General features: G+C 65.1%; 14 protein-coding genes and 1 riboswitch. Of the genes, 2 read left to right on the forward strand and 12 right to left on the reverse strand.

The window, feature by feature from the left end; translation table 11 throughout:
* Window positions 1-5 precede the first annotated feature (5 nt).
* The 12 genes from GAU_RS02475 to GAU_RS02530 are packed head-to-tail and all read right to left on the reverse strand — an operon-like array spanning window position 6 to window position 12,647.
* Window positions 6-659 (reverse strand): histidine phosphatase family protein, encoded by a 654-nt coding sequence (locus tag GAU_RS02475; protein ID WP_041265179.1) that lies wholly within the window; start codon window positions 657-659, stop codon window positions 6-8.
* On the reverse strand, window positions 659-1,465 hold the full coding sequence (locus GAU_RS02480) for an adenosylcobinamide-GDP ribazoletransferase (protein WP_012681976.1): 807 nt from the start codon (window positions 1,463-1,465) through the stop codon (window positions 659-661). Before GAU_RS02480 ends, GAU_RS02475 begins: the two co-directional genes overlap by 1 nt.
* Window positions 1,462-3,156: a nicotinate-nucleotide--dimethylbenzimidazole phosphoribosyltransferase gene (gene cobT / locus GAU_RS21730; RefSeq protein ID WP_052574197.1), complete on the reverse strand. Its 1,695-nt coding sequence runs from the start codon at window positions 3,154-3,156 to the stop codon at window positions 1,462-1,464. Before cobT ends, GAU_RS02480 begins: the two co-directional genes overlap by 4 nt.
* A 26-nt stretch (window positions 3,157-3,182) precedes the next feature.
* On the reverse strand, window positions 3,183-3,722 hold the full coding sequence (cobO, locus tag GAU_RS02490) for a cob(I)yrinic acid a,c-diamide adenosyltransferase (protein WP_012681978.1): 540 nt from the start codon (window positions 3,720-3,722) through the stop codon (window positions 3,183-3,185).
* Window positions 3,719-4,441 carry a cob(I)yrinic acid a,c-diamide adenosyltransferase gene (locus tag GAU_RS02495; RefSeq protein ID WP_012681979.1) on the reverse strand — a complete coding sequence of 241 codons (723 nt, stop codon included), beginning with the start codon at window positions 4,439-4,441 and terminating at the stop codon, window positions 3,719-3,721. Before GAU_RS02495 ends, cobO begins: the two co-directional genes overlap by 4 nt.
* On the reverse strand, window positions 4,428-5,510 hold the full coding sequence (locus tag GAU_RS02500) for a pyridoxal phosphate-dependent aminotransferase (protein ID WP_012681980.1): 1,083 nt from the start codon (window positions 5,508-5,510) through the stop codon (window positions 4,428-4,430). The genes GAU_RS02495 and GAU_RS02500 overlap by 14 nt, the downstream gene beginning before the upstream one ends.
* 14 nt (window positions 5,511-5,524) lie before the next feature.
* A complete protein-coding gene (gene cbiB, locus GAU_RS02505) occupies window positions 5,525-6,517 on the reverse strand; it encodes an adenosylcobinamide-phosphate synthase CbiB (protein ID WP_012681981.1) in 993 nt (330 codons plus the stop codon).
* Entirely contained in the window at window positions 6,518-7,633 is a 1,116-nt protein-coding gene (locus GAU_RS02510) for a YncE family protein (RefSeq protein WP_012681982.1), read from the reverse strand.
* A 16-nt stretch (window positions 7,634-7,649) separates the two neighbouring features.
* On the reverse strand, window positions 7,650-9,782 hold the full coding sequence (locus GAU_RS02515; RefSeq protein ID WP_041265180.1) for a TonB-dependent receptor: 2,133 nt from the start codon (window positions 9,780-9,782) through the stop codon (window positions 7,650-7,652).
* 53 nt (window positions 9,783-9,835) lie between these two features.
* Window positions 9,836-10,651 (reverse strand): ABC transporter ATP-binding protein, encoded by an 816-nt coding sequence (locus tag GAU_RS02520; RefSeq protein ID WP_012681984.1) that lies wholly within the window; start codon window positions 10,649-10,651, stop codon window positions 9,836-9,838.
* Window positions 10,651-11,658, reverse strand: a complete 1,008-nt coding sequence (locus GAU_RS02525) for a FecCD family ABC transporter permease (protein ID WP_012681985.1) — start codon at window positions 11,656-11,658, stop codon at window positions 10,651-10,653. The genes GAU_RS02520 and GAU_RS02525 overlap by 1 nt, the downstream gene beginning before the upstream one ends.
* Window positions 11,658-12,647: an ABC transporter substrate-binding protein gene (locus GAU_RS02530; protein WP_041265181.1), complete on the reverse strand. Its 990-nt coding sequence runs from the start codon at window positions 12,645-12,647 to the stop codon at window positions 11,658-11,660. Before GAU_RS02530 ends, GAU_RS02525 begins: the two co-directional genes overlap by 1 nt.
* 172 nt (window positions 12,648-12,819) lie before the next feature.
* Window positions 12,820-13,029, reverse strand: a riboswitch (cobalamin riboswitch).
* A 58-nt stretch (window positions 13,030-13,087) separates the two neighbouring features.
* Here GAU_RS02530 and GAU_RS02535 point away from each other — a divergent pair.
* Together GAU_RS02535 and cobU are read left to right on the forward strand one after the other, a co-directional pair.
* Window positions 13,088-14,740: a cobyric acid synthase gene (locus tag GAU_RS02535; RefSeq protein ID WP_197526034.1), complete on the forward strand. Its 1,653-nt coding sequence runs from the start codon at window positions 13,088-13,090 to the stop codon at window positions 14,738-14,740.
* The gene (cobU, locus tag GAU_RS02540) at window positions 14,737-15,339 is read left to right on the forward strand and encodes a bifunctional adenosylcobinamide kinase/adenosylcobinamide-phosphate guanylyltransferase (protein ID WP_070104997.1); all 603 of its coding nucleotides are present in this window, start codon (window positions 14,737-14,739) and stop codon (window positions 15,337-15,339) included. Before GAU_RS02535 ends, cobU begins: the two co-directional genes overlap by 4 nt.

Here is a 15,339-nt window from a genome sequence, read left to right on the forward strand (position 1 = left end):
TGGGGTCAGCCCACCATCGCACCCAATCCGCGCGGGCGCTGCAATTCGACCACGGTCACACTGAGATGGTCGACCGGAATGTCGAACATTTTCGTGAACGGGATATCCCGTAGTGTGCACAACGCCGTGCGGATCCATCCGGCGTGCGACACCACGACCACCGTGTCGTGCGGCATCCCCCGAATCGAATCGAACACACCGTCCACGCGGGCGGCCAGTGCGGCCACGGTTTCTCCTCCCGGCGGCGCGTGCTGGGTCCACTGCGCCATCCATTCCCGCAGGGAAGCCCCTTCGGTCATTTCGAGCTCGTGCCAGTTTCGCCCGTCCCACGCGCCAAAGTTCATTTCCCGGAGACGTGCATCGATCACCAGCGGGAGTGCAAATGCCGATGCGATCGCCGCTGCCGTGTCACGCGCGCGGAGCAGGTCGCTGCTCATCACGGTGATATCGAGTGGACTGCCATCGGGACTGCGCAGGGCATCGGCCAGCGGGCCGTCTGCTGTCACCAGCGTGGCGAGTGACTGACGGCCACGATCCGACAGTGGCAGATCGGTATGCCCGATGCAGCGACCGTCGGCGTGTGATGCCTCGGCATGGCGCACCAGGATGAGGTGCACTGGACGCGACTCATCCTGGTCGACCGATTCGTCGGGGATCATCAGGAAAGCCAACCCCTCACAGGTGCAGCGGCGAGCATCAGATAGACACCTAGCTCCACAAGTTGATTCACGGCACCAAGGGCATCACCCGTGATGCCACCGATCCGCCGGCGGAAATAGCGTCCAGATGCCGCAGTGAGCAAGAGTGCAACGGCGACGGCGATCAATCCGGCGATACCCAGGCACACCACGGCCGTGATCACCGTCATCACCGTGGCCGTGAAAACCCGCCCCCGGTGTACGCCATCCACGAAGGGGCGACCCGCACTGGAGCGCTCACCCGGCGTCGCCGCCCGGACGTAGGGCAATACCCCAATGAGCCAGACACTGGCGCATCGTCCAAGGGTGTGCGCAGCGAGCAGCGCCATCGGGGCGCGCGCCACACCAAGATCTGCCAGCAGGACACACTTCAGAACAACGGCCAGGATCATGCCCACGAGGGCGTACGATCCCACCCGGCTGTCCTTCATGATCGTCAGCACTTGCTCTGCCGTCCACCCGCCGCCGAATCCGTCCAGGGAATCGGCCAGTGCATCTTCGTGAAAGGCTCCGGTGAGCCGCACGGTGGCGGCCGTGGAGAGCAGCGCGGCCACCAGCGGTGACCACCACTGGTGACCCAACAGGAACACGCCGGCACCGATCGCACCTACGACGATGCCCACCAGCGGAAACCACGCGGCCGATCGCGGCAGATCCGACAAGTCGTGCACGATCCACCGACCGGCCGGAATGCGGGTCATGAAGGTGAATGCGGCCGCCACGGCACGCCGTTCGGTGCCTAATGACCATCGGCTGGTGGCATTCACCGCCCGCTATCCTCGTGCGACGGTGCCTGTTCGCCAGCCGACACGCCGGCTTCCGCAAATGTGGCCATGTCGGACATGATTGCCGCCGCTGCCCGGAGCAGTGGTACCGTGAGGACCGCTCCCGATCCTTCTCCCAGGCGCATATCCAGTTCGAGCAACGGACGAAGGGCACGTCCGCTCAGGGCAGCAAGCGCTTCGATGGCAATGACGTGCCCTACTTCGGTGGAGCGGTGTGAAAGGAAAACACGACGGAGCAGTGTGCTGGAGCCCTCCGCACTTTCCTCGGCCATGTAGGCAGCGGCGAGTACGGAGACCGTGGAAATGAACCCGTCCACGAGCAACACCACCGGATGCCGGGAGGCTTCGAGTGTCGCACCGGCCATCGCCGCCAGCTCCAGTCCGCCGACACGACGCAGACACTCACGGGCGCTCTGCGCCGCGCGGCGGCTGCCGTGCAATGCGAGCGCGCGCGTCACCACATCGCGTTTGTGGGTGAGCGCCTCACCATGCACCCCCGTCCCCGCACCCACGGTCAGTTCGGGGGCACGTCCGGTCAGCGCGGAGAGCAGCGCCGCCGCTGCGGTGGTGTTGCCGATCCCCATTTCGCCGAGGCCCACCACGTCCATGCCGGCGCGTACGGCGCGTCGCACGGCCGATGCCCCGACCTCCAGCGCCTGGGCCAGTTCGTCTTCGCTGAGCGCGGCCTCGCGCAGCATGTTGCGTGACCCGTGGCGTACCTTGGCGTGTCGCAGTGATGAAAGTGCCGACAGATCGGCATCCACACCCACGTCGATGACTTCGACATCGGTGTCGTTGGTGCGTGCGAGCACGTTGATGGCGGCACCGCCACGCGCGAAGTTGCGCATCATCTCGGCGGTGACGGCACGGGGATAGGCGCTCACCCCTTCTTCCGCGATGCCGTGATCGGCGCCGAATACGCAGATACGCGCGTGGTCGATCCGCGGGGCGAGTGTCTGTTGCAGCAGCGCCAGACGTATGGCACAGGGTTCGAGCGCACCAAGGGCGCCGAGTGGTTTGGTCTTGCCGTCGATCGCCCGTTGTGCCGTGGTTTCCGTGACCGGCGGCTCGGCACGCACGGCCGCGTGGAATTGCAGCGTCTGCGCGTCGTCCACCGAGCAGGTTATCCACCAGGCATCGGCATTGGGCTGACGCAGGCTCCAGAAGTCGAGCGGCGACATCCCGAGTGCGTCGAGCAGCAGCACGCGGTTGAGGTGTCCATGCGCTGACACCAACACCGATTCTCCGGGGTGCTGGTGCACGATGCGACCGAGCGCCCGTAGCGCCCGCGTGCGCACTGCGGCCAGCGACTCACCGTCCGGAAACTCCAGCGACCAGGGATCGGTGCGCCATTGGGCGTCGGCCCCTGGCGGCCAGTCGGTCGGTGTGGTGCCCTGCCAGCGACCGTAGGACAATTCCGCCAAATCGTCGTCTACGGTTGCCGGAGGGATCGCGTCGGGCAACAGCAATTCACTGGTGCGGACGGCCCGTGTGAGGGGCGAGGTGTACGCGACGGAGAGTGCATCGAGCGCACCCGACGCCACCAAACGCGACCGCAGGCGTTGCACCTGTGCCTCGCCTTGCGCGCTCATGGGCACATCGAGTCGCCCCTGACACTGGCCGCTGGCGTTGTGTGCCGTTTCACCATGGCGCACGAGCAGGATGCGGGTCATCGGGTGGAGCGTTGGCGCGGTGGGGCTCACAGTTCGATGCCGGGCTGTGCGGGGATGCCCTTCTCACGATAGGGGTGCTTCACGAGATGCATTTCCGTGACGAGATCGGCCAGTTCGATCAGGGCCGGCGATGCGTTGCGGCCCGTGACCACTACATGCATCCAGGGCGGTCGGTTGCGCAGCACATCCAGCACCATGGTTTCATCCAGCCAGCCGTAGGTAATGCAGTAGGTGAGTTCGTCGAGGATGAGAATGTCGAACTGCTCCGACTCGATCACGGCCTGCACACGCTGCCAGCCCTTTTCTGCCAGTGCCCGATCGGCTTCGATGTTGTCGGACAGCCAGGTGAAGCCGTCGCCCAGTGGCACGATGTCGATGCCCAGTTCTTCGGCGGCGATGTGTTCCCCGTACCGCGTTTCCGCGCTCTTGATGAACTGGAACATGCCGATGGAGAACTTGTATCCGGCGGCGCGTACCAGGATGCCCAGCGCGGCGGTGGACTTGCCCTTTCCGTTGCCGGTGTTGACGAGCAGCAGTCCCTTTCGTGTGGCTCGATCGGTGCTCATACGTCGATGCCTCCCTGAGCCTTGATGCCTTGGTCTCGCAACGGATGTTTGATGACACGCATGTCGGTCACCAGGTCGGCTGCGTCAATCATGGCCTGCGAAGCATCGCGGCCGGTGACGACGACGTGTGTGCCCTGCGGGCGTTCTTGCAGGGTGCGGATCACTTCCGTTTCATCGAGCCAGCCCCACTTGAGCGGCAGGGTGAGCTCGTCGAGCACCAGCACGTCGTACGTGCCTTCGGTGATGTGACGGGCGCACAGCTCCCAGCCGGCGATCGCGCGATTCTTGTCTTCCGTGAGGTCCCGATCTTCCTTGCGGCGCTTGCCGGTGCAGCCGCCGCCCAGTGCCATGGCTTCGATACCCAGCACCCGTGCGGTGCGATGTTCACCGGTGTTGCCGAGACGCTTCACGAACTGGTACATGGCGGTGCTCATGTCACGGCCATACGCGCGCAGCATGACACCGAGCGCCGCGGTGGTCTTTCCCTTGCCGTGTCCGGTGTTCACGATGAGCAAACCATGGCGGTCCTTGCGCGGCGGGACCCGATAGGCGCCCGGACGTTTCTGTTTGGGCGTTGGCACCTTGCGTCCGTTGGCCGCCACGGCGGTCTTTGGCGCTGCGAGCGGATCGACGCGCGGTTCGAGTTCGTCGTCGAGCAGTTCTACGCGTGGTTCGAGGTCGTCTTCGAAGTCGTCGGGCAGCAGGTCAGGATGCGTCATGGGTCGACCGGGAGAGAGTGGAGCGAAACCGGGCAAGCGCCTCGATGAGGCGATCGTTGTCTTCAGTATGTCGGGCGGCCACGCGCACATGCGTCGGCAGACCGAAGGAGGTGCCATCCCGCACGAGCAGCGCGGCATGGTCGATCAGCCACGTGCGCGCGTGCGCCGCGTTCTGACATTCAACGAGGAAGTAGTGTGTGTCGCTGGCGAGAACGGAGAATCCGATTCCTTGAAGGGCCGTTCTCATGCGAACGGCTTCGTGGCGCAGCAGCTCCGTCGTGACCCGTGCATGGGCTTCCGCTTCATCAGAAAGCGCTGCGATAACCGCTGCTTGAGCCGCACCGGACGCGGCCCACGGGATGCGCACTGCTTCCAGCGCGCGAACAACCTCTGGAGATGCTACGCCCAGAGCGACCCGCACATTGGCCAGTGCGTGGTCTTTGGTGAGTGAACGCAGGTGCAGCACATGCGAGTGACCCGGCAATGCGGGTGTGCCGTGTGGTGCCGCGGTAAATCCGTCATACGCCTGATCGAGTACCAGCAGTGCGTCGACGGCTCTGCAGGCATCAGCGATGAGCTGCAGGGTGTGCAAAGATTCCTGCTGTCCGATGGGACTCGATGGGGAAGCGAGAAAGACCAGCTTCGGGCGGTCTGCAATGCGCCGCACCAGATCGTCGGTGGTCAGGGCCGTCTGGACCTGCGCTCCGCACAACTGCGCAGCTCGCGCATACTCGCCGAAACATGGTGCCATCACGAGAACGCCATCTCCTGGTTCCACGTACGCGAAACAGACCGCCTGAATGAGCTCTGCGGAGCCGGCGCCCAGAATCAGCTCATCGATCGGGCGATGCCACCGCGCGGCGGCGATGGCGCGGGCGTCGTGACTAGTGGGGTCGGGATACTCATCAACGGCACAATCGCGGATGGCGGCACGTACCACCGGTGCAGGCCCATGCGCATTCAGGCAAACGCTGAAATCGATCACGTGCCGTGCGTCGTGGTGCAAGGCGGCGCGTCCACCGTGGACCGTAGCGGCAACCTGCAGGACGTGCGAGCGAGCGCGAGGCATATCGATGACGCTCCTCAGGCCGAAACAGGGATGGAAAGCTCCACGCACATCACGGCGGCGAGCGATGCGGCGAACACCATGCGCCGGGCGCGCGTGATGTCGTGGGCGGTGGGAGCACGTCCTTCGGCGTTCAACACATACAGTCCGCGCTTTTCGAGTCGTATGCCGAGGGCGCCGGCCATGGTTGCCATCGGCCATCCCCCGTTGGGGCTTGGTGTGCGGGATGCGTCGCGGATACCACAACGCAGTGCCTTCCAGGGGGAAGCCATCGCACAAGGCGCCGCCAGTGCGAGCAGCGGTGCGCTCACCCGTGCCGGGAGCAGGTTCAACACGTCGTCCGAGCGCGCTGCAGATTTGCCAAACCACTCCAGCTCCGGCGTGCGATAGCCCAGCATCGCGTCGGCGGTGTTCACAAAGCGATAGGCATACGCCGCCGGTAAACCGCCCAACCGGTACGCCATCAATGGGCCCACCACGCTGTCGCTCAGGTTCTCGGCCAACGACGCGATGGCCGCACCGGCCACCTCGTCTGCGGAGAGTGCGTCGGTGTTGCGCGAAACCAGATGCCAGGACAACAGGTGTCTGGCCTGATCAAGGTCATGCCGTTCGAGTGCGACTCGCACGACATCGGCCGCGCGCAGCAACGAACGCACGGCCAGTGCCGGCTTGAGCAGCACACCTTCCACTGAAATGCGTCCCAATGTGGAGGGCAGTGTCGAGGCACCGGCCGTTGAGGCGTTTCCGAGTTGCGCGATGATCGCGGCTACGGCGCCGGCGATTGCTGTCGTGAGTGCGACACCGCCGGCGAGGCCTGCCGCCCCATGCCAGAACGCCTGGCGCGAGCTGTGGCCAGGCATCATGGATCGGGATTTTTGTGAGGCCCGGATGCGGCCGAGCCACCGGCCCATCCACACCGTCGGGTGTAGTTGGTCCGGTGGCTCGCCGAAGCCGAGGTCTGCGAGAAGCGCTGCGGTAGCCGCTCCTCGCACGGCGCCGGTGCCGATCACTCAGAACGTGCGGATGGCAAGGCTCATGGGGCCCGCGCCCACGGAGATGCTGTCCCGCAGTGCGAACGTGGTCGCGTCATACACAAACGCGTACGGTGCCAGCCCCTGCGACGTGCTGCCGAAGAACAACTGGTACAGGCGGCCCGTCGTGGCGGCGGCTGACGACGAGGCACCACGGCAGGCGTTGTTGCTGGCGCGCTTGGCGCACACCGGATCTGCCGGGCCACGCACGAACGCGCGGGTGCGCGTGTTCCACACCAGTGTCGCGTTGGAGAAGCTCGAGATGTATGCGAGACCATTGGCGTCGATCGAGATGTGGCCGGGGCCGACACCCATGTTGGGGATCAGGGCCACGCGCGTCATCGTGGCCGGATCGATGATGGCCATGCTGCCCTGCGCCACATAGTCGCCGGTGTTCAACACGTACAGCAGGCCGTCCGGACCAATCGTCGCTTCGTTCGGGTTCGTACCACCCGTCTGCACGGTGCCGAGTACCGCCATGGTGGCCGGGTTGATCGCGGTGACCACACCTTCGCCGATCGGTACGAAGTTGGCGAGGTTGCCCGAGATCGCGAGCACACGGCCGGCGGAGTAGGCCATCGCCGTCGGCGCGGGTGCGACATCCACCGTGCTGGTGATTTCGGTGGCCGTCTGGTTCACATAGAAGCGGCCGATCTTGTTGGTGTTGGTATTGGCCGCGAACACGGTGGTGTCATTGGCCCACACCGAGCCGGTGGCATTGCCACTCGGGAAGGTGAAGAAGCGTCCGACCGTGGCCGTCTCCAGATTCACGAGCGCGACGCTGGCCGCATTGCCGAGAGGTACCGCCGCACGGCGACCACGCAGCGAGAAACCGATGGGGGTGACCGTGGTGCTCGAGCCGAGCGGGATCTGCACGGTGGTGGTGGGCGAACCGAGCTGGAACATCGTGATCGACTTGGTGCCCGAATTGATCACGACACCGATCTCACGGTTGCCGGCGACACCACCCAGGAAACCCGGCGCCGGTGTGGGCTCGGACGGGCCATCCTCACCACACGCCGCGGTGAGAGCCAGCAATGCCATCGCCGCAACGCGGCGTGACGACAACAGATGACGAACGGTCAGGAGGCGCATCGAAGGGATCGGAAAGTCAGTGCGTGGGAGAAGAAACACGACGCACGCGGAGCGAGACGCTCCACAAGCGCGTGGGGAAGGGGTAGTCCACCAGCATCGCGGCGTCGCGATTGAAGAGATTCTCGACGGTCAGCATGGGCGAGAACGTCCAGCCGCTCCGGGTCGTCGAGGTGGAAAGCCGCACATCGGTCATGCGGTAGGGCGCGAGCGCATTGAGCGTGGAGCCCGGTGCCACACGGCGGGTGCCGACATGGCGTGTGATCACGTCGGCACGTGCTGCACCGGCGGTGATCGACGACTGCAGGGAGGCCGTGACCTGCGGGCGATACACGATCTGACCGGTGAGCACACCACCGGCGTACGTCACATCGGTGTGATCGAGTGTGCCCTGAAATTCGAGGTGGGCCGCGGGAATACGCAGCGCACTGCGGGTCTCCCAGCCACGGCGGCGCACATCGTAGTTGTTCGGGCTCCAGATGAATCGGAAATCGGGGAACCACAGGATCATGCCATCGACGTCGGCGCGAAACGCCGCCGCTTCGGCAACCCATCGCAGTGGACCTACCGACACTTCCCGGAGGCTCACACGCGCTTCCATGTCATGTTTCGTGCGCTCAGGACGCAACGACGGATTGGCGCGCACCTGCACACCTTCATGGAAGAACTGATCGGCGATAGTGGGCGGCGCAAAGCCAGCCCCGTACGACACACTGAGCGCTGCGACACCACGTTCCGCGCGCACCATCACGCGCGGCGATACGGCCATATCGGTGAGCAGCGAACTGTGATCCAACCGCAACGCAAAGTCGGACAGTAGTCGCGTGGGTCGTGATGCCCGTCCGAGTGCACGCTCGGCACGCGCATTGAACCAGGCACCGGCCAGTGTTTGTCCACTCGGCGCATTGGCCGCGAGGTTGTTGCTGGCCAACTCGAGATGCCGTATGTCGATGCCGGCCGATGTGGTCATGAGAGGCCATGCCGCAGTCGCGGACGACGTGACCGTCAGGCCATTGGCCGTGACCGTGTCGGCAAACGGCTGCCCAAATGGCGGCGTCGGATCGTTGTATGTGCCACGCTCACGGGTCACATCGGCAGCCGACGCGATCACCCACCGTGAGGGGCTCCACTGTGCGGTGAGTCCGCCACTCAGGCGCGAAAATTGTTGACGCCCCGACTGGGAGGGCTGGATGATCGTGCCGGCCATGCCGCGATCGGTGTTGCCGTACGTGCCGCGCACGGTGTACTGCTGCTGCCCGATATCCAGACCAGCGCTGCCCACCACCTGGGTGGTGGCGGCATCGGCATTGAGCCGATCGGCACGGCCGCCGCCGCGCACGGCCGGTACGGGATACGAGAAATCACCACGCACCGAGCGATGATCCACGCCCAGCGACACGGACCGCGTACCGCTGGCTCGCGGTACAGACGTACCCAAGGTACCAGCCACACCCCATTCGCCGAGCGCGCCACCGCGCACAAGCGCTGAACGTTCATGTCGCGAACGACGGGTGACGATTTCGATCACGCCCGCCATGGCGCGCGGACCATAGCGGGCCGACTGTGCGCCCGTGAGCACGGTGACGCGTTCGATGTTCTCGAGCGGAATGGCCGAGAGGTCGGCCGAGCCGGAGATGGCCGAATTGAGCGGCACGCCATCGAGCAGGATGAGCACCTGGTTCGACGAGGAGCCGCGTATGGACACCCGTGCCGGCTGACCCGGTCCACCAGATCGTGTGACCACCACACCCGGTGTGGTCTGCAGCAGGTCGCCAAGGTCGCGCTGACCGGATGCTTCTATCGTGGCCCGTGTGAACGTCGTGGCATTTGGCGCGACGGAATCGCGTTGCGCTTCGACTACCATGCGCTCCAACACGGGTGCCATGGGGCGCAGTGTGACATCGAGCTGCGTGACGCGTGCGTTCTGCACACTCGCATCGAGCGCGCGTTCGATGAAACCCAGGGCACGCACACGGACCACATACACCCGTGGCTCGAGACTGCGCACGAGGTAGGTGCCGTCGGCATTGGTACGGGCGCTGGTGCTCACGCCTTCCAGTTCGATGCGCGCATCGGCCACCGGGCGTCCGGTGCCTTCTTCGGTGACTCGCCCACGGACTTCACCAGCCACCTGGGCACGCAGTGCCTTCACGGGAGCCAGAGCGGCGATTGCGACGACGCAGAGTGTCCCAACGAGTCGCTGCCTCATGCCGCACCGCCCAAACTGGCCGAAGCGCCCTGTGGCACGACCTGCGGTGCACCATCGCGGTGCCACTCGATATCCACGGGCCATTCGTACACTTCGGCCACACGCTCAGCGGTCAACACCTCGGCCGCCGTGCCTGTGGCAACGATGGCCCCGTCGCGCAACAGCACCATGCGGTCGGCATAACGCGCGGCGAGGTTCAGATTGTGGGTCACCAGCACCACCGTCACACCATCCTCGCGCAGTCGACGCACCTGCTCGAACATGGCCATCTCGTGACGGATGTCGAGGTACGTGGTCGGTTCGTCGAGCACGATCACGCGGGTTTCCTGCGCCAGGGCACGCGCCACGCGCACGCGCTGACGTTCACCGCCGGAGAGCGTAGGTACCCAACGCGTCGCAAATTGCTGCACGTCACATTGCTGCATGGCGCGATCGATGGCCTGCACGTCTTCCTCACGCTCACGCTGCCACGCACCGAGATGGGCATACCGACCCATGGCCACCGTGTCACGCACCGTGAAGAGCGGTTCCACTTCTCCTTGCGGCACCACGCCGATCTCCCGGGCGAGCCGCTGCCGCGGCCATGCGCGCATCTCTTCACCACGGAAACGCACCTGGCCCTGCCCGGGACGCTCCACGCCCAGCAGCAACTGCATCAGCGTGCTCTTGCCGGCGCCGTTGGGGCCGATGATCACGGTGAGCAACCCGCTGTCGATGGTCAGCGTGATGTCGCGCAGCGTGGGCTGCGTCGCACCATGGTGGCGGAAGTGCACGTCGGTGAGCACCCACTCGGGGGCGGAGGCTGCGCGCATCACAGCACACGCTGGCTCGAGGGACGCCGCAACAACCACACAAAACACGGCACACCCACCAGCGCCGTCACCACGCCAATCGGTAACTCGTTGGCTCCAGCCACCGTGCGCGCGGCTGTGTCGGCCGCGACGAGAAACACGGCACCTGCCAATGCCGCCGTGGGCAGCAGACCTTGATTGTCGCCACCCCACAACAAACGCAAGGCATGCGGTACCACGAGGCCGACAAAGCCGATCGTGCCGCTCATCGCGACCGATACTGCCGTGAGCAGTGTGGCGGTGGCAAACGCGATCCACTTCACGCGCTCCACTTCTGCGCCCAGATAGGCCGCCGTGGACTCACCGATTGCGAGCAAGTTGAGTGAGCGGGCCAACCACAGCAGCACCAGAAACGCCGGGAACACGGTCACCGCCAGCACCGACACCGAGCGCCATGACGCACCCGAATGACTGCCCATCATCCAATAGATAGCGGTGCGCACCGACTGATCATCGGCGAACGTCAGCACCAACCAGATGCAGGCCACCAGAAACGATCCCACCACCACGCCCGCCAGCAACAGCACGCGCGTATCGAGACGCTGGCCAACGGAGTACGCGATGCGAAACACCAGGAACATCGCCAGCAGCGCGCCCACAAACGCCGCCGTGGGCAGCGCCCAGATGTAGCGCAGCGAATAGCCGCCCACGACACTGAGCACGGCGCCAAACGCGGCGCCACTCGACACACCCAGCACATACGGCTCGGCCAGTGGATTGCGTAGCAGCGCCTGATAGGTCGTACCACTCAACGCCAGTGCCGCACCCACCAAGGCGGCCTGAAACGCCCGCGGCAAGCGCAGCTCGTGCAGGATGTTCACGTACGTCGGGTCCCCTTCGCCCAACACGGCCTGAATCACCTGCGCGCTCGTGAGCTGGACGGCGCCGAGACGCAGGGCCAGCAGAAGCGTGAAGGCCAGCAGGGCCGCCAGCAGCGGAATGCGCCAGGCGAGGGAAGACAACCGCATCAGTTCTTCACCGCCGAATCACGCGATGGCGCTCGGTCGGGAATGGAATCCGGTTCCGCCACCGGCGACGGGAATTGCGGATGCATCGCACTGCGCAGCACTTCGGCCGCGAGCCCGATGTTGGGGCTCGGACGGCTGAGCAGGTCGGCCGGTACGGCCACTACACGTCCTTCGCGGATGGCCCGCAGGTTGCGCCACCCCTGCATGACCTTGAGGCGCGAAAGGGCCTGGGCCTTGAACTCCCCTACCGGCACCACCACCACATCCGGGTCGCGACGCACGATTTCTTCCATCGTGACGTTCGGCCAGTTCGTGGCGGCGTCGTCGAAAATCGAACGGCCGCCGGCGAGCGTGATCAGTTGCCCGATGAAGGTCTTTGGTCCTGCGGTCATCGGTGGATCGTTGAACACGACGTACATGACCGTCGGCACCTTGAGCGTCTGCACAGAACTGCGCACGGCTTCGAGTTGTGCACGCAGTGCGGTGGACACACGCTGCGCATCAGGGGTGTGACCAGTCAGCGCGCCGAGATTGGCGAGGCCGCGGAACACATCGGTGGTGTCCTGCGTGCGCAGCATGAAGATCGGGATGCCCAGCGCGGTGAGCCGCTCGCGGAATTGCTGGCGTTTGTCGGATTCCCACGACACCACCAGCTCCGGCTTGAGCGAAACGATCATCTCGATGCTCGGATCGACACTGCCGCCAACCAGTGGCAGGTGCTGCACCTCCGGCGCCACGTCGTAGCGCGTGCGCGCGATCAACTGTTCCGCGGCACCGAGCGCCAGTAGCGTTTCGGTGGCACTGGGAATGAGCGAAACCACCCGACGGGCCGGTTGTGCCAGCGTGACGGTACGGCCCGCATCATCGATCACCGTGACCGGTGCGGTGCTCGCGGCGGAGATCGCCGTTGAATCAGCAGCCGCGGCCGCGGCCTGTTGCGCGGTCTTGTCGCAGGCGACCAGCACGCATGCCGCACAGCCCATGGCCATAATGCCACGCCAGGTTGCACGAACGCGCAGAGATGTGTCGGAGCGCCTGCCTGAAAACACAAAACCCGTCCAGTCTCGGTGATCGAGAGGGACGGGGGCGGCAGACATCTATCGACGCACAATAAGGTGCATCAGACCGACGCGGACGGCCCCGCAGTCCTCCCTCGAGGATTTGCAGCGGGAACGAACGGCCGGTTTCCTGGCTCGAGGCGGTCGGCTTCTCCCTTCCCGGTGCATGCACCAGTGGGTGTTGCGCAGAAGTCGCTGCTAGCTGTCGTGTCCAAAGACACGGCAGAGCCTCATACAGTGGCGGGGCCGCGCCGGCATTGCACCGGCTTCCAACAAAGGCCCGTTCGTGACGATCGATTGTGAACTACTGAGATGTGCACGTTAGCGGCATCCCGATTCGGAACGCAAGCCCGTGGCATCTTGCGCGGTGGGTGACCACCGAAGATGCTGCGGGCATGACGGGAACACACGCGGCCAGGACGCAGGACATGCGGCAGGACACACATCACGAAGATGCTCACGGCAATGGACGTGAGTCTGCGGCGCCACTTGGCCTCGTGCTCATGGTGCAGGGCACTTCGTCCCACGCCGGCAAGACCACGGTGGTTGCGGCGCTGTGCCGGTGGTTCGCCAATGCCGGCTATCGGGTGGCGCCATACAAGGCGCAGAACATGTCGAACAACGCCGCGGTGACAGCCGATGGTCGCGAGGTGGGTCGCGCACAGGCCATGCAGGCGGTTGCCGCGCGTGTACCCGTGACGGTCGACATGAATCCGGTGCTGCTCAAGCCACAGAGCGATCGCACGTCCCAGGTGGTGGTACTGGGCGAACCATGGATCACGGCGGATGCCGTGGACTACTATGGCCGCAAGCAACACTTGTGGCCCATTGTCACGGACGCCCTCGATCGACTGCGCGCCGCGTTCGATGTGGTGGTGATCGAAGGTGCCGGAAGTCCCGCCGAGATCAACCTGGCGCAGTACGATATCGTGAACATGCGGGTGGCCCGTCATGCCAATGCGCCGGTGCTGTTGGTGGGTGACATCGAACGTGGCGGCGTGTTTGCCTCGTTGTACGGCACACATGCGTTGCTGCAACCCGAAGAACGCGCGCTGATCAAGGCGTTCGTGATCAACAAATTCCGTGGCGATCCTTCACTGCTCGACCCGGGATTTGCGATGCTGGAAGAGCGCACGGGGGTGCCCACGATCGGTGTGCTGCCGTGGCTCGATCTCCGCGATATTCCCGAGGAAGACGCCCTCGAATGGCGCTCGGCGACCGATCATGGAAACCCCGATGCCCCGCCGGCGGTGCTCGATATCGCCGTCATGCGCCTGCCGCGCGTGGCGAATCTCGATGAGTTTCAGCCGCTCATCAACGAGCCCGGGGTGCGTGTGCGATTTGTGGGTGATGCCGATTCCTTCGGTGCACCCGACCTGGTCATTGTGCCCGGTACCAAGTCCACGCTCGGGGATCTCGCCTGGTTGCGCGAGCGATCACTCGATGCCTGCATCCTGGCACATCGGGCGGAAGGTGGTGCGGTGCTCGGGATCTGCGGTGGTTTGCAGATGTTGGGGGAGCGCATCGTGGACGAACACGGCGTGGAACAGGTGGGTGAAGCCGAGGGTCTCGGACTCTTGCCACTTGTGACCCACTTCGAAGCGCGAAAGATCACCCGCCGTGTGAAGGCGCAGGTGATCGGAGCGCAGACACTGTTCGGTGCTGATCTGCGTGCGGCCGCGCCCTTCGACGCCTATGAAATTCACATGGGGCGCAGCACCTCCACAGAGCGTGGGCAGGCACCGTTGTTTGCGCTGGAGAGTGCACAGGGCCGCTCCCACGACGGATCATGTTCCAGCGATGGCTTGGTGGTGGGGACCTACCTGCACGGCGCGCTCGAGCATGCGCCGTTGCGTCGCGCGATGCTCACCCAGCTCGCTGCGCGAAAGGGGGTCGAGTTGCCGGCATCCGGCGCCGCCACATCGGTCGACGATGCCCTCGATCGTCTGGCCACGGTGGTGTGCAGCAATCTCGATATGGATGCGGTGTTCGACATGATGGGTCTGCGCGGCACGACAACATGAGTGCCGACACCACCAACATGAGTGGCGGGTCGGTGCGCCTGCTGCTCGGCGGCGTACGGGCCGGCAAGAGTGGACGAGCCGTGGCGCTGGCCGAAGCGCAGAGCGATGCGGCGCTGTTTTTTGTGGCCACTGCGCAGGCGTTCGACGATGAGATGCAACAGCGCATCGCCAATCACCAGGCCGAGCGTAGTGCCCGGTGGCGCACGATCGAAGCGCCCGTGTCGATCGTGCCGGCCATCGATGAGGCGTTGTCCGCGCCGCATCTGTTTGCCCGGCGCGTCGTGGTCATCGACTGTCTCACGCTGTGGGTCAGCAATCTGCTGCTCGCACGGGCCGACGACGAACTGCGTGACGCCGAGCCGTACGTGGCTCGCGAGGTTGCAGCATTGGTGACCTGCATGCAGCACCACGCCGATGTGCAGTGGGTCGTAGTGAGCAATGAGGTGGGGCTGGGCATTGTGCCGCACACACTGTTGGGACGTGCCTATCGTGACGCACTTGGACGTGCGAATCAGCTCGTGGCGGCCGCTGCCGGCACCGTGGAGTTGATGGTGGCCGGCATCGTTCTGCCGCTCAAAGGTCCATCAGAGCGGCACTGA

It is taken from the genome of Gemmatimonas aurantiaca T-27, assembly GCF_000010305.1.
Taxonomy (GTDB): Bacteria; Gemmatimonadota; Gemmatimonadetes; order Gemmatimonadales; family Gemmatimonadaceae; genus Gemmatimonas; species Gemmatimonas aurantiaca.

Coding starts and splice junctions, on each gene's coding strand:
- GAU_RS02475 (WP_041265179.1), bottom strand. CDS start 659: ATGATCCCCGACGAATCGGTCGACCAGGATGAGTCGCGTCCAGTGCAC.
- cobT (WP_052574197.1), bottom strand. CDS start 3,156: ATGACCCGCATCCTGCTCGTGCGCCATGGTGAAACGGCACACAACGCC.
- cobO (WP_012681978.1), bottom strand. CDS start 3,722: ATGAGCACCGATCGAGCCACACGAAAGGGACTGCTGCTCGTCAACACC.
- GAU_RS02495 (WP_012681979.1), bottom strand. CDS start 4,441: ATGACGCATCCTGACCTGCTGCCCGACGACTTCGAAGACGACCTCGAA.
- GAU_RS02500 (WP_012681980.1), bottom strand. CDS start 5,510: ATGCCTCGCGCTCGCTCGCACGTCCTGCAGGTTGCCGCTACGGTCCAC.
- GAU_RS02510 (WP_012681982.1), bottom strand. CDS start 7,633: ATGCGCCTCCTGACCGTTCGTCATCTGTTGTCGTCACGCCGCGTTGCG.
- GAU_RS02520 (WP_012681984.1), bottom strand. CDS start 10,651: ATGCGCGCAGCCTCCGCCCCCGAGTGGGTGCTCACCGACGTGCACTTC.
- GAU_RS02525 (WP_012681985.1), bottom strand. CDS start 11,658: ATGCGGTTGTCTTCCCTCGCCTGGCGCATTCCGCTGCTGGCGGCCCTG.
- GAU_RS02530 (WP_041265181.1), bottom strand. CDS start 12,647: ATGGCCATGGGCTGTGCGGCATGCGTGCTGGTCGCCTGCGACAAGACC.
- cobU (WP_070104997.1), top strand. CDS start 14,737: ATGAGTGCCGACACCACCAACATGAGTGGCGGGTCGGTGCGCCTGCTG.